This window comes from Candidatus Thiodubiliella endoseptemdiera, assembly GCF_964212635.1.
Taxonomy (GTDB): Bacteria; Pseudomonadota; Gammaproteobacteria; order PS1; family Pseudothioglobaceae; genus Thiodubiliella; species Thiodubiliella endoseptemdiera.
Genome location: NZ_OZ156463.1, coordinates 905,712 through 922,399, shown reverse-complemented (window position 1 = coordinate 922,399; position 16,688 = coordinate 905,712). Strand labels below are relative to the sequence as shown.

4 protein-coding genes are annotated in these 16,688 nt (G+C 40.8%); 1 reads left to right on the top strand and 3 read right to left on the bottom strand.

All coding sequences use genetic code 11. The annotated features are described in order from the left end of the window. The first annotated feature begins 55 nt into the window (after positions 1 to 55). A complete protein-coding gene (locus AB8525_RS04745) occupies positions 56 to 205 on the top strand; it encodes a hypothetical protein (RefSeq protein WP_369150026.1) in 150 nt (49 codons plus the stop codon). A gap of 113 nt (positions 206 to 318) precedes the next feature. On the opposite strand, the gene AB8525_RS04740 is transcribed toward AB8525_RS04745, so the two are convergent. From AB8525_RS04740 to AB8525_RS04730, 3 genes are all read right to left on the bottom strand, one after another. Next, on the bottom strand, positions 319 to 7,092 hold the full coding sequence (locus tag AB8525_RS04740; protein ID WP_369178913.1) for an FG-GAP-like repeat-containing protein: 6,774 nt from the start codon (positions 7,090 to 7,092) through the stop codon (positions 319 to 321). A gap of 50 nt (positions 7,093 to 7,142) precedes the next feature. Continuing rightward, the gene (locus tag AB8525_RS04735; RefSeq protein WP_369151063.1) at positions 7,143 to 7,298 is read right to left on the bottom strand and encodes a hypothetical protein; all 156 of its coding nucleotides are present in this window, start codon (positions 7,296 to 7,298) and stop codon (positions 7,143 to 7,145) included. Between the two features lie 119 nt (positions 7,299 to 7,417). Then, entirely contained in the window at positions 7,418 to 16,645 is a 9,228-nt protein-coding gene (locus tag AB8525_RS04730; RefSeq protein WP_369178911.1) for a beta strand repeat-containing protein, read from the bottom strand. Positions 16,646 to 16,688 lie beyond the last annotated feature (43 nt).

Sequence of the window (16,688 nt, the reverse complement as noted above, 5' to 3'; positions counted from 1 at the left end):
TGTCCTTTGGGTGTTATAACTGATTATTATTATACATAGAGACCTTTGCATAAATATGAATAATCATCAAAACGCCATCTTTCATCAAATTACAAACTTTTTAAAAACACCCTTAGCCCTGCTAGGAGTGGATTTAAAAAATTTCCAATTTAATAAAATCTGTCATTTTGCTAATCATCCCTATTTGTGCAAAGGTCTCACATAATTTACTTATTCTTCTAAGTTCAAGTTTTTAAATTTTTAAATTTTTGGTTGATATTTTTCCATAAAAAAACCCGCCTAAATAAGGCGGGTTTTTGTTTTTATAGGTGTCTTACTTTATACAAGAATAAGATTATCAGTTATAAAGTGCCCTAATGCAACTGTGTCGGGAGTAGGGGAGCCACCAATACCAGAAACCCCTTGTAGATTGATAACCAAATCAGCAACATCATCTGTAACCGTGCCATCAGCATCAATCGTTAGTTTGGCACTACCTGCAGTGCCAGTATCTGACACTGTAATATATTTATCAATATTAGCAAAAAGTGTCGCTTGGTTACCACTAGCAGTAATAAAATCTTTTAAATCTAATTTATCACCACCAGCACCAAATATGAAGCCAGTTATGGTGTCTTCGCCATTATCTGTACTTGCATAAACAAAAATATCACTGCCTGCACCGCCATTTATAGTATCGTCACCTGCACTACCCGTTATAGTATCGGCGTTATCGGTGCCGATATAAAAATTATATGCAAATGCCCAAGTTTTACCTGAGGTATTATCAATACCTGCAAAGTCATTACCCGAGGTGTCAGTTATAACGCCTGATGCCATTTTGATGTAATAAACGCCCGAAGTTAAACTACTTGGGTTAAGAGTGAGTGTTGTGTCGCTAATATTAGCATTAGTAATGCTAATAGTTGCAACTTTTTCTGCACTATTCCAGATTTCAACAATGCCGCCATTTGTTTTGATGTTTTCAGAAAACTCAATTACTAGATTTGAAGGCTCGCCTAAGACATTGGTATCGCTGGTTTTTTCTGTAAAGGTTGGAACTTGTTCATCTACAGACAGAGGTTGTTGAGCTTGTCCATCTACAAAAAAAGGTTGTTGATAATATTTAAGAGTTCCACCATCATTACCCACCACCAAATCTAGGTCGCCATAACCATCAATATCAGCTAGGACTGGTACGGAATAAAGCCCCACATCAATGCCATCAAAAGGATTATCACCTCCAGTTTTTGCTTCATAAGCAGGGTTAAAAGTAGTGCCTGTATTTTGATAGTATTTAAGGGTGCCATAATCCTTACCCACCACCAAATCTAGGTCGCCATCGCCATCAATATCGGCTAGGGTTGGTTTGGAAGAATATCCCACATTAATGCCATTAAAAGGATTGTCATCTCCAGTTTTTGCTTCATAAGCAGGGTTAGAAGTAGTGCCTGTATTTTGATAGTATTTAAGGGTGCCATCATTCTCACCCACCACCAAATCTAGGTCACCATCGCCGTCAATATCAGCTAGGGTTGGTTTGGGGGAAAACCCCGCATCAATGCCATTAAAAGGATTGCTATCTCCAGTTTTTGCTTCATAAGCAGGGTTAGAAGTAGAGCCTGTATTTTGATAGTATTTAAGGGTGCCATAATTCTCACCCACCACCAAATCTAGGTCGCCATCGCCGTCAATATCAGCCAAGTTTGGTGTGGAATAACCTGTCACATCAATGCCATTAAAAGGATTGTCATCTCCAGTTTTTGCTTCATAAGCAGGGTTAGAAGTAGTGCCTGTATTTTGATAGTATTTAAGGGTGCCATAAAACTCACCCACCACCAAATCTAGGTCGCCATCGCCGTCAATATCAGCCAGGGTTGGCGCAGAAGCTTTCCCCACATCAATACCCTCAAAAGGATTATTGCCCAAACCTATTTTTTCAATATACTCAATCTTAGCCAACACTACTCTATCAGCGGTAAATACTGGTGCATTACCTGCGACATCTGTTATATTATTTAGCGTAATATCGCTTGTTGGGTTGTCAATATCAAAGTCTGTAGCGGCAATGCTATCTCCAGCTTGAACGCTATATTTAAACACCAGTTTCTTATCACCTGCAGTTGTAGAGGCAGTTTTATCCAAAACAAAGTCTTTGCCTGCAATGACCACTTTAGAGCCTGTGGTGTTATTAAGTTTCAAGGTCTCACTCATTGTCAGTGTTAGGCTGATAACATCCCCTGCCTTAAAAGCAGATTGTCCTGCTGGAATATTGCTTAGAGTCCATGAGTTAGTAGCCGTTGGAGTTGGGGCTTGTCCATCTACAGAAGAAGGTTGTTGATTGTAGTAATATTTAAGGGTGCCATCATACTTACCCACCACCAAATCTAGGTCGCCATCGCCGTCAATATCGGCTAGGGTTGGTTTGGAAAAATTCCCCACATCAATGCCATTAAAAGGATTACTATCTCCAGTTTTTACTTCATAAGCAGGGTTAGAAGTAGTGCCTGTATTTTGATAGTATTTAAGGGTGCCATTCTGCTCACCCACCACCAAATCTAGGTCGCCATCGCCGTCAATATCGACTAGGGTTGGTGCGGAAAAATTCCCCACATTAATGCCATTAAAAGGATTACTATCTCCAGTTTTTACTTCATAAGCAGGGTTAGAAGTAGTGCCTGTATTTTGATAGTATTTAAGGGTGCCATCACTCTCACCCACCACCAAATCTAGGTCGCCATCGCCGTCAATATCGACTAGGATTGGTGAGGAATAATTTACCACATCAATGCCATTAAAAGGATTGCTATCTCCAGTTTTTGCTTCATAAGTAGGGTTAGAAGTAGTGCCTGTATTTTGATAGTATTTAAGGGTGCCATCATCCTTACCCACCACCAAATCTAGATCACCATCGCCATCAATATCAGCCAAGTTTGGCGTGGAATAACCTCCCACATCAATGCCATTAAAAGGATTATTGCCTCCAGTTTTTGCTTCATAAGCAGGGCTAGAAGTAGTGCCTGTATTTTGATAGTATTTAAGGGTGCCATTCCTCTCACCCACCACCAAATCTAGGTCGCCATCGCCATCAATATCAGACAAGGTTGGCGCAGAAGCATTCCCCACATCAATACCCTCAAAAGGATTATTACCCAAACCTATTTTTTCAATATACTCAAGCTTAGTCTTAGCCAACACTACTCTATCAGCGGTAAATACTGGTGCATTACCTGCGACATCTGTTATATTATTTAGCGTAATATCGCTTGTTGGATTGTCAATATAAAAGTCTGTAGCGGCAATGCTATCTCCGGCTTGAACGCTATATTTAAACACCAGTTTCTTATCACCTGCAGTTGTAGAGGCGGTTTTATCCAAAACAAAGTCTTTGCCTGCAATGACCACTTTAGAGCCTGTGGTGTTATTAAGTTTCAAGGTCTCACTCATTGTCAAAGTTAGGCTGATAACATCCCCTACCTTAAAAGCAGATTGTCCTGCTGGAATATTGCTTAGAGTCCATGAGTTAGTAGCCGTTGGAGTTGGGGCTTGTCCATCTACAGAAGAAGGTTGTTGATTGTAGTAGTATTTAAGGGTGCCATTATTCTCACCCACCACCAAATCTAGGTCGCCATCGCCGTCAATATCGGCTAGGGTTGGTTTGGAATAATGTCCCACATCAATGCCATTAAAAGGATTACTACCTCCAGTTTTTGCTTCATAAGCAGGGTTAGAAGTAGTGCCTGTATTTTGATAGTATTTAAGGGTGTCATTCTGCTCACCCACCACCAAATCTAGGTCGCCATCGCCGTCAATATCGGCCAAGTTTGGCGTGGAATAACCTCCCACATCAATGCCATTAAAAGGATTATTGCCCGAACCTGTTTTTTCAATATACTCAAGCTTAGTCAACACTACTCTATCAGCGGTAAATACTGGTGCATTACCTGCGACATCTGTTATATTATTTAGCGTAATATCGCCTGTTGGGTTGTCAATATCAAAGTCTGTAGAGGCAATGTTATCCCCAGCTTGAACGCTATATTTAAACACCAGTTTCTTATCACCTGCAGTTGTAGAGGCAGTTTTATCCAAAACAAAGTCTTTGCCTGCAATGACCACTTTAGAGCCTGTGGTGTTATTAAGTTTCAAGGTCTCACTCATTGTCAAAGTTAGGCTGATAACATCGCCTGTCTTAAAAGCAGATTGTCCTGCTGGAATATTGCTTAGAGTCCATGGATTGGTCGTGATTGGGGTTGGGTTAATGATGTCATAAGTTACTGCTGTGCTAGTGCTAATTGCTGAATTGGTGCCATCACTAATCGTTACTACAGCCGTGTAGGTTTTTCCATCGGCTAATTCAGATGGCATAGCAGAATGTGCGAGTGCCCAAGTGCCGTCAGCTGCAACAGCTGGTAATCCTGAAGTTATTGCTGTGCCTACTGTATTACTACCTTCAAAAAACTCAATCTTAGTAATAGATAAGGTACCTGCTCCCGCTACTGTGCCTGAGAGTGCGGTTGCGTCTTTTTCACTATCATTAATGTAGTTATCATCGGCACCTATCCAAGCGATTGTGGTAGAAAGTGCTTCGGCTGTAGCGTCTTCATTGTCAGTAATGGTTACAGTTGGTGCAACCGTATCAACTTTAAAATCACCTATTTTCTCTATCGCTGGGTTACCAGCAGTATCTTTTATATTGACTTTATAGCTGTAAGTTTGTCCATGGGTTAATGCTTGTAAATCTGTGGCTGCAACAGTAATGGTTGCACTATTGTTGGTAACAGTACCTGTATAAGTTTTTTGGTTAATAACTAGCGAGACTTCTTGATTATTTTCTACACCAGTTGTAGCAACTGTTACAGTGCCATTGCTGTTGTCTTCAATAGCGTTTAAAATATCTCCCCAGTTTAGTGTAATGTCTCCAATAGTTGGCACTACACCATCAACATTACGGTCTAATTCAACAGGATAAGTGCCTGTGGTGGCAACTATATTGCCTACTGCATCGGTTACCCCTGTCAAGGCAATTGCACTTGCACTGGTAATCTCAAAATCTGCTTTACTAACGCTATCATCGACTTTGACAGTGTAGGTAAAGAATAATTGTTTTAACTCATCTGCTGATGCCCCTGCTTTGGCGGCACCTTTGCCGGTATCTAGTGTAAATTCCTTATTACCAATGGTCACTTTGCTACTGGTAGCATTGCTTAACGAGAGTGCTTCATTGGTTGTCATGGTTAACTCAATAACATCATCCACTTTAAAGCCTGATTGCCCATCTGTTGGTGAGTTGACTGCCCAGCCTGTTATGATTGGGGCAGCAGTGTCAATTAAAACAGGGGTGGTATTGCCACCTGTGCTTGTGCCACCACCTGCTGAAGATAAATTTATCTCAATTGTGTAGGTCTCGCCACTGACTAAAGCCGGTATTTTACTATTGGCTAATGTCCATTCGGTACCATTGGCAGATGCAAAAGTGGGTAGGTTACTGGTATCTACAACTTTGTCATTGGCTGTTCCACTGGCTGCTTTAAATGTAATAGCACTGATAACAACGCCTGCTGCACCGCCAGAATTTGTTAATGTGCCTTGAATGGCAAGTGTGCTAGATTCACTGGCATTGATGCCATTGTCGCTAACAGAGTTACCACTTGCATCTACCCATTGTGCTGTGGTGGTGAATGAATAGACCAGAAAGCCCCAACCACTATTGCTGTCAATACCCTCATAATTATTACCTGCAGTATCTTTAAAGGTGCCTGCATCAATTTTGACATAGTAATTCTTATTGACTATTAAATCACTACCTGGATTAATAGTGATAATTTTGTTAGTGCTATCAAGACTAACTTGGTTAGCTATATCAATCGTAATAAGAGTGTCAGAGTTGGCTTTATCATAAATGACAATACTGCCTGCTGTGTTTATTGTAACTGCCTCTAAAAAGGTCATCGTTAAGTTTTCATTAGGTGCCATATTGCCACTGAGTTCTGCTACTGGGGCTTTGGTGTCAATTGCTTGCTCGTTATTTGCTGCTGTTGTGCTGTAAGCATTGCCCGCACTGTCTGTAATTGCAGGATTAGCAGACACTGACACTGTTAAGTTAGAACCTACATCTAGGTCACTGCTAGGTACAACAGTTAAGGTATAGACTTTACCTGCATCAGCAGGTGTTGTGCTGGCAATTAAATCAGTACCTGTCTTAATAGCACCATTGCTGATGTTGATAACACTTTTATCAAAACCTGTTACTGCTTCACTAAAGGTAAAGGTATAGGTGATTGTATCGCCAGTTTTAAGGGTTAAAGTATCAGCCTTGTCATCGCTGATAATCAAAGTTGGGGCTTGAGTATCAAAACTTTGATTATTGCTGGCAGCAACTGATTTTAGTGCTGTGTTAACTTTAGAAGTAGCAGCATCAACGGCTACTGTAAGGTTTATTATGCCTTTGCTGTTTGCAGGAGGGGTTAGTTCTAAAGTATAGACACTTTCACTACCATTAACAGAGGTAAAAGTACCTTTTGTACCGCCTGTAACTGTAATATCATTTATATCAAAATCTGTAACTGCTTCATCAAAAGTAAAGGTATAGGTAATAACTTCACCAACTTTAGCGGTGTCGGACTTGTCATCAGTAATTCTTAAACCAATCCCCAAACCTGGAGTTGACTCACTGTTGTCAATATCAGTGGATTCAATTCTCTTAAAAGCGCCTGTATTTAAATTTAATAGCCCGTCATTGCCGGTTATATCAATCTTAACAAAACCATCTGCAAAATAAACCCTATCGCCATTAGAGGCTGTGAAGGAGACTTCTTCTTGGTATTCAGTACCGTTAATATTAACAGTTCTTTTGAAGGTGTAGGTATTGCCATCTAGTGTTTGTTCGTAGTTGTTAAAAGTGCCGGTTAAATAAATTGAATCATTGCCACCTGTTGAAGTAAGCCCTGTTGCATCGACTTTGGTGCCTTGTCCTACATAGACGGCATCGTCTCCACTATTGCCAGATGCTTTTAATGCTTGTCCGTGAGATTCAAGTCCGGTGATATCGGAATACCAGTTGACGAAGAAGCCGTTGGTGTTGCTGATGAAGTATTTTGTTTGTCCTGGCATGGGGTTGTCCTTTGTGTTGTTATAACTGATTATTAATTATACATATTTACTTATTCCTCTAAGAGGCCTTTGCATAAATAGGGATGATTAGCAAAATGACAGATTTTATTAAATTGGAAATTTTTTAAATCCACTCCTAGCAGGGCCAAGGGTGTTTTTAAAAAGTTTGTAATTTGATGAAAGATGGCGTTTTGATGATTATTCATATTTATGCAAAGGTCTCTCTAAGTTCAAGTTTTTAAATTTTTAAATTTTTGGTTGATATTTTTCCATAAAAAAAACCCGCTTTAATAAGGCGGGTTTTTGTTTTTATAGGTGTCTTACTTTATACAAGAATAAGATTATCAGTTATAAAGTGCCCTAATGCAACTGTGTCGGGAGTAGAGGAGCCACCAATACCAGAAACCCCTTGTAGATTGATAACCAAATCAGCAACATCATCTGTAACCGTGCCATCAGCATCAATCGTTAGTTTGGCACTACCTGCAGTGCCAGTATCTGACACTGTAATATATTTATCAATATTAGCAAAAAGTGTCGCTTGGTTACCACTAGCAGTAATAAAATCTTTTAAATCTAATTTATCGCCACCAGCACCAAATATGAAGCCAGTTATGGTGTCTTCGCCATTATCTGTACTTGCATAAACAAAAATATCACTGCCTGCACCGCCATTTATAGTGTCGTTGCCTGCACCACCATTTATAGTATCGTCACCTGCACTGCCCGTTATAGTATCGGCGTTATCGGTGCCGATATAAAAATTATATGCAAATGCCCAAGTTTTACCTGAGGTATTATCAATACCTGCAAAGTCATTACCCGAGGTGTCAGTTATAACGCCTGATGCCATTTTGATGTAATAAACACCTGAAGTTAAACTATTTGGGTTAAGAGTGAGTGTTGTGTCGCTAATATTAGCATTAGTAATGCTAATAGTTGCAACTTTTTCTGCGCTATTCCAGATTTCAACAATGCCACCATTTGTTTTGATGTTTTCAGAAAACTCAATTACTAGATTTGAAGGCTCGCCTAAGACATTGGTATCGCTGGTTTTTTCTGTAAAGGTTGGAACTTGTCCATCTACAGACAAAGGTTGTTGAGCTTGTCCATCTACAGAAGAAGGTTGTTGATTGTAGTAATATTTAAGGGTGCCACCAACCTCACCCACCACCAAATCTAGGTCGCCATCACCGTCAATATCGGCTAGGTTTGGTGCGGAATAACTCCCCACATCAATGCCATTAAAAGGATTACTATCTCCAGTTTTTACTTCATAAGCAGGGTTAGAAGTAGTGCCTGTATTTTGATAGTATTTAAGGGTGCCATAAGCCTCACCCATCACCAAATCTAGGTCGCCATCGCCGTCAATATCGACTAGGATTGGTGAGGAATAATTTACCACATCAATGCCATTAAAAGGATTGCTATCTCCAGTTTTTGCTTCATAAGCAGGGTTAGAAGTAGTACCTGTATTTTGATAGTATTCAAGGGTGCCATAAGTCTCACCCACCACCAAATCTAGGTCGCCATCGCCATCAATATCGGCTAGGGTTGGTTTGGAAGCATTTCCCACATCAATGCCATTAAAAGGATTGTCATCTCCAGTTTTTGCTTCATAAGCAGGGTTAGAAGTAGTACCTGTATTTTGATAGTATTTAAGGGTGCCATAAGCCTCACCCACCACCAAATCCAGGTCGCCATCGCCATCAATATCGGCTAGGATTGGTGCGGAATAATACCCCACATCAATGCCATTAAAAGGATTGTCATCTCCAGTTTTTGCTTCATAAGCAGGGTTAGAAGTAGTACCTGTATTTTGATAGTATTTAAGGGTGCCATTCTCCTCACCCATCACCAAATCCAGGTCGCCATCGCCGTCAATATCGGCTAGGGTTGGTTTGGAATAATCTCCCACATCAATGCCATTAAAAGGATTATTACCCAAACCTGTTTTTTCAATATACTCAAGCTTAGTCTTGGTCAACACTACTCTATCAGCGGTAAATACTGGTGCATTACCTGCGACATCTGTTATATTATTTAGCGTAATATCTCTTGTTGGATTGTCAATATAAAAGTCTGTAGCGGCAATGCTATCTCCGGCTTGAACGCTATATTTAAACACCAGTTTCTTATCACCTGCAGTTGTAGAGGCGGTTTTATCCAAAACAAAGTCTTTGCCTGCAATGACCACTTTAGAGCCTGTGGTGTTATTAAGTTTCAAGGTCTCACTCATTGTCAAAGTTAGGCTGATAACATCCCCTACCTTAAAAGCAGATTGTCCTGCTGGAATATTGCTTAGAGTCCATGAGTTAGTAGCCGTTGGAGTTGGGGCTTGTCCATCTACAGAAGAAGGTTGTTGATTGTAGTAGTATTTAAGGGTGCCATTATTCTCACCCACCACCAAATCTAGGTCGCCATCGCCGTCAATATCGGCTAGGGTTGGTTTGGAAAAATCCCCCACATCAATGCTATTAAAAGGATTGCTACCTCCAGTTTTTACTTCATAAGCAGGGTTAGAAGTAGTGCCTGTATTTTGATAGTATTTAAGGGTGCCATAAAACTCACCCACCACCAAATCTAGGTCGCCATCGCCGTCAATATCAGCCAAGTTTGGCGTGGAATAATCTCCCACATCAATGCCATTAAAAGGATTATTGCCTCCAGTTTCTGCTTCATAAGCAGGGCTAGAAGTAGTGCCTGTATTTTGATAGTATTTAAGGGTGCCATTAATCTCACCCACCACCAAATCTAGGTCGCCATCGCCGTCAATATCGGCTAGGGTTGGTTTGGAAAAATCCCCCACATCAATGCTATTAAAAGGATTGTCATCTCCAGTTTTTACTTCATAAGCAGGGTTAGAAGTAGTGCCTGTATTTTGATAGTATTTAAGGGTGCCATCACTCTCACCCACCACCAAATCTAGGTCGCCATCGCCGTCAATATCGGCTAGGGTTGGTCCGGAATAAATCCCCACATTAATGCTATTAAAAGGATTGTCATCTCCAGTTTTTGCTTCATAAGCAGGGTTAGAAGTAGCGCCTGTATTTTGATAGTATTTAAGGGTGCCGTCATCCTTACCCACTACCAAATCTAGGTCGCCATCGCCATCAATATCAGCCAAGGTTGGCACAGAAACAAACCCCTTAACATCAACACCCTCAAAAGGATTATTGCCCAAACCCGTTTTTTCAATATACTTAATCTTAGTCAACATTACTCTATCAGCGGTAAATACTGGTGCATTACCTGCGACATCTGTTATATTATTTAGCGTAATATCGCTTGTTGGATTGTCAATATCAAAGTCTGTAGCGGCAATGCTATCTCCAGCTTGAACACTATATTTAAACACCAGTTTCTTATCACCTGCAGTTGTAGAGGCGGTTTTATCCAAAACAAAGTCTTTGCCTGCAATGACCACTTTAGAGCCTGTGGTGTTATTAAGTTTCAAGGTCTCGCTCATTGTCAGTGTTAGGCTGATAACATCGCCTGTCTTAAAAGCAGATTGTCCTGCTGGAATATCGCTTAAAGTCCATGGATTGGTCGTGATTGGGGTTGGGTTAATGATGTCATAAGTTACTGCTGTGCTAGTGCTAATTGCTGAATTGGTGCCATCACTAAGCGTTACTACAGCCGTGTAGGTTTTTCCATCGGCTAATTCAGATGGCATAGCAGAATGTGCGAGTGTCCAAGTGCCGTCAGCTGCAACAGCTGGTAATCCTGAAGTTATTGCTGTGCCTACTGTATTACTACCTTCAAAAAACTCAATTTTGGTAATCGTTAAAGTACCTATTCCAGTTACTTTGCCTGAGAGTGCGGTTGCGTCTTTTTCACTATCATTAATGTAGTTATCATCGGCACCTATCCAAGCGATTGTGGTAGAAAGTGCTTTGGTTGCAAATACCCATTGGTTAGTATCTTTAGTAATGGCAGCAGCATCGTTACCCGCTATGTCAGTTACTGTGCCTGCATCCATGGTGATATAGTAACTGCCTTGGGTTAATTTATTATCAGTTAAACCTAATGCTGACACATCAATGGTGAGTTTATCGCCAGCAATGCTGAATTTAGTTGTCTCAGTAATATTAATGGTTGCTATTACTCCATCATCACTACCTTTAATAACAATACTACCTGTACTACCTGCTTGAATGTCTTCATTAAAATCAAGCATCAGGTCTGAGGTTTCACCCAATTCGGCCGAAGCTTGTGTTGTTAGAGTTGGGGCTTGTCCATCTACAAAAAAAGATTGTTGATTGTAATAATATTTAAGAGTGCCATTATTCTCACCCACCACCAAATCTAGGTCGCTATCGCCGTCAATATCGGCTAGGGTTGGTTTGGAAAAATTCCCCACATCAATGCCATTAAAAGGATTACTATCTCCAGTTTTTACTTCATAAGCAGGGTTAGAAGTAGTGCCTGTATTTTGATAGTATTTAAGGGTGCCATCACTCCCACCCACCACCAAATCTAGGTCGCCATCGCCGTCAATATCGACTAGGGTTGGTGCGGAAAAATTCCCCACATCAATGCCATTAAAAGGATTACTATCTCCAGTTTTTACTTCATAAGCAGGGTTAGAAGTAGTGCCTGTATTTTGATAGTATTTAAGGGTGCCATCATTCTCACCCACCACCAAATCTAGGTCGCCATCGCCGTCAATATCGACTAGGATTGGTGAGGAATAATTTACCACATCAATGCCATTAAAAGGATTGCTATCTCCAGTTTTTGCTTCATAAGTAGGGTTAGAAGTAGTGCCTGTATTTTGATAGTATTTAAGGGTGCCATCATCCTTACCCACCACCAAATCTAGATCACCATCGCCATCAATATCAGCCAAGTTTGGCGTGGAATAACCTCCCACATCAATGCCATTAAAAGGATTATTGCCTCCAGTTTTTGCTTCATAAGCAGGGCTAGAAGTAGTGCCTGTATTTTGATAGTATTTAAGGGTGCCATCATTCTCACCCACCACCAAATCTAGGTCGCCATCGCCGTCAATATCGGCCAGGGTTGGCGCAGAAGCTTTCCCCACATCAATACCCTCAAAAGGATTATTACCCAAACCTATTTTTTCAATATACTCAAGCTTAGTCTTAGCCAACACTACTCTATCAGCGGTAAATACTGGTGCATTACCTGCGACATTTGTTATATTATTTAGCGTAATATCGCTTGTTGGATTGTCAATATCAAAGTCTGTAGCGGCAATGCTATCTCCAGCTTGAACGCTATATTTAAACACCAGTTTCTTATCACCTGCAGTTGTAGAGGCAGTTTTATCCAAAACAAAGTCTTTGCCTGCAATGACCACTTTAGAGCCTGTGGTGTTATTAAGTTTCAAGGTCTCACTCATTGTCAAAGTTAGGCTGATAACATCCCCTACCTTAAAAGCAGATTGTCCTGCTGGAATATTGCTTAGAGTCCATGAGTTAGTAGCCGTTGGAGTTGGGGCTTGCCCATCTACAGAAGAAGGTTGTTGATTGTAGTAATATTTAAGGGTGCCACCAACCTCACCCACCACCAAATCTAGGTCGCCATCACCGTCAATATCGGCTAGGTTTGGTGCGGAATAACTCCCCACATCAATGCCATTAAAAGGATTGCTATCTCCAGTTTTTACTTCATAAGCAGGGTTAGAAGTAGTGCCTGTATTTTGATAGTATTTAAGGGTGCCATTATCCTTACCCATCACCAAATCTAGGTCGCCATCGCCGTCAATATCGACTAGGATTGGTGAGGAATAATTTACCACATCAATGCCATTAAAAGGATTGCTATCTCCAGTTTTTGCTTCATAAGCAGGGTTAGAAGTAGTACCTGTATTTTGATAGTATTCAAGGGTGCCATAAGTCTCACCCACCACCAAATCTAGGTCGCCATCGCCGTCAATATCGGCTAGGGTTGGTGAGGAAAAATACCCCACATCAATGCCATTAAAAGGATTGTCATCTCCAGTTTTTGCTTCATAAGCAGGGTTAGAAGTAGTACCTGTATTTTGATAGTATTTAAGGGTGCCATAAGCCTCACCCACCACCAAATCCAGGTCGCCATCGCCATCAATATCGGCTAGGATTGGTGCGGAATAATACCCCACATCAATGCCATTAAAAGGATTGTCATCTCCAGTTTTTGCTTCATAAGCAGGGTTAGAAGTAGTACCTGTATTTTGATAGTATTTAAGGGTGCCATTCTCCTCACCCATCACCAAATCCAGGTCGCCATCGCCGTCAATATCGGCTAGGGTTGGTTTGGAATAATCTCCCACATCAATGCCATTAAAAGGATTATTGCCCAAACCTGTTTTTTCAATATACTCAAGCTTAGTCTTGGTCAACACCACTCTATCAGCGGTAAATACTGGTGCATTACCTGCGACATCTGTTATATTATTTAGCGTAATATCGCTTGTTGGATTGTCAATATCAAAGTCTGTGGCGGCAATGCTATCTCCAGCTTGAACACTATATTTAAACACCAGTTTCTTATCACCTGCAGTTGTAGAGGCGGTTTTATCCAAAACAAAGTCTTTGCCTGCAATGACCACTTTAGAGCCTGTGGTGTTATTAAGTTTCAAGGTCTCGCTCATTGTCAGTGTTAGGCTGATAACACCCCCTACCTTAAAAGCAGATTGTCCTGCTGGAATATCGCTTAAAGTCCATGGATTGGTCGTGATTGGGATTGGGTTAATGATGTCATAAGTTACTGCTGTGCTAGTGCTAATTGCTGAATTGGTGCCATCACTAATCGTTACTACAGCCGTGTAGGTTTTTCCATCGGCTAATTCAGATGGCATAGCAGAATGTGCGAGTGCCCAAGTGCCGTCAGCTGCAACAGCTGGTAATCCTGAAGTTATTGCTGTGCCTACTGTATTACTACCTTCAAAAAACTCAATCTTAGTAATAGATAAGGTACCTGCTCCCGCTACTGTGCCTGAGAGTGCGGTTGCGTCTTTTTCACTATCATTAATGTAGTTATCATCGGCACCTATCCAAGCGATTGTGGTAGAAAGTGCTTCGGCTGTAGCGTCTTCATTGTCAGTAATGGTTACAGTTGGTGCAACCGTATCAACTTTAAAATCACCTATTTTCTCTATCGCTGGGTTACCAGCAGTATCTTTTATATTGACTTTATAGCTGTAAGTTTGTCCATGGGTTAATGCTTGTAAATCTGTGGCTGCAACAGTAATGGTTGCACTATTGTTGGTAACAGTACCTGTATAAGTTTTTTGGTTAATAACTAGCGAGACTTCTTGATTATTTTCTACACCAGTTGTAGCAACTGTTACAGTGCCATTGCTGTTGTCTTCAATAGCGTTTAAAATATCTCCCCAGTTTAGTGTAATGTCTCCAATAGTTGGCACTACACCATCAACATTACGGTCTAATTCAACAGGATAAGTGCCTGTGGTGGCAACTATATTGCCTACTGCATCGGTTACCCCTGTCAAGGCAATTGCACTTGCACTGGTAATCTCAAAATCTGCTTTACTAACGCTATCATCGACTTTGACAGTGTAGGTAAAGAATAATTGTTTTAACTCATCTGCTGATGCCCCTGCTTTGGCGGCACCTTTGCCGGTATCTAGTGTAAATTCCTTATTACCAATGGTCACTTTGCTACTGGTAGCATTGCTTAACGAGAGTGCTTCATTGGTTGTCATGGTTAACTCAATAACATCATCCACTTTAAAGCCTGATTGCCCATCTGTTGGTGAGTTGACTGCCCAGCCTGTTATGATTGGGGCAGCAGTGTCAATTAAAACAGGGGTGGTATTGCCACCTGTGCTTGTGCCACCACCTGCTGAAGATAAATTTATCTCAATTGTGTAGGTCTCGCCACTGACTAAAGCCGGTATTTTACTATTGGCTAATGTCCATTCGGTACCATTGGCAGATGCAAAAGTGGGTAGGTTACTGGTATCTACAACTTTGTCATTGGCTGTTCCACTGGCTGCTTTAAATGTAATAGCACTGATAACAACGCCTGCTGCACCGCCAGAATTTGTTAATGTGCCTTGAATGGCAAGTGTGCTAAATTCACTGGCATTGATACCATTGTCGCTAACAGAGTTGCCACTTGCATCTACCCATTGTGCTGTGGTGGTGAATGAAGAAACCAGAAAGCCCCAACCACTATCGCTGTCAATACCCTCGTAATCATTACCTGCAGTATCTTTAAAAGTGCCTGCATCAATTTTGACATAGTAATTCTTGTTGACTGTTAAATCACTACCTGGATTAATAGTGATAATTTTTTTGGTGCTATCAAGACTAACTTGGTTAGCTATATCAATCGTAATAAGAGTGTCAGAGTTGGCTTTATCATAAATGACAATACTGCCTGCTGTGTTTATTGTAACTGCCTCTAAAAAGGTCATCGTTAAGTTTGCATTAGGTGCCATATTGCCACTGAGTGCTGCTACTGGGGCTTTGGTGTCAATTGCTTGCTCGTTATTTGCTGCTGTTGTGCTGTAAGCATTGCCCGCACTGTCTGTAATTGCAGGATTAGCAGACACTGACACTGTTAAGTTAGAACCTACATCTAGGTCACTGCTAGGTACAACGGTCAAGGTATAGACTTTACCTGCATCAGCAGGTGTTGTGCTGGCAATTAAATCAGTACCTGTCTTAATAGCACCATTGCTGATGTTGATAACGCTTTTATCAAAACCTGTTACTGCTTCACTAAAGGTAAAGGTATAGGTGATTGTATCGCCAGTTTTAAGGGTTAAAGCATCAGCCTTGTCATCGCTGATAATCAAAGTTGGGGCTTGAGTATCAAAACTTTGATTATTGCTGGCAGCAACTGATTTTAGTGCTGTGTTAACTTTAGAAGTAGCAGCATCAACGGCTACTGTAAGGCTTATTATGCCTTTGCTGTTTGCAGGAGGGGTTAGTTCTAAAGTATAGACACTTTCACTACCATTAACAGAGGCAAAAGTACCTTTTGTACCGCCTGTAACTGTAATATCATTTATATCAAAATCTGTAACTGCTTCATCAAAAGTAAAGGTATAGGTAATAACTTCACCAACTTTAGCGGTGTCGGACTTGTCATCAGTAATACTTAAACCAATCCCCAAACCTGGAGTTGACTCACTGTTGTCAATATCAGTGGATTCAATTCTCTTAAAAGCGCCTGTATTTAAATTTAATAGCCCGTCATTGCCGGTTATATCAATCTTAACAAAACCATCTGCAAAATAAACCCTATCGCCATTAGAGGCTGTGAAGGAGACTTCTTCTTGGTATTCAGTACCGTTAATATTAACAGTTCTTTTGAAGGTGTAGGTATTGCCATCTAGTGTTTGTTCGTAGTTGTTAAAAGTGCCGGTTAAATAAATTGAATCATTGCCACCTGTTGAAGTAAGCCCTGTTGCATCGACTTTGGTGCCTTGTCCTACATAGACGGCATCGTCTCCACTATTGCCAGATGCTTTTAATGCTTGTCCGTGAGATTCAAGTCCGGTGATATCGGAATACCAGTTGACGAAGAAGCCGTTGGTGTTGCTGATGAAGTATTTTGTTTGTCCTGGCATGGGGTTGTCCTTTGTGTTGTTATAACTGATTATTAATTATACA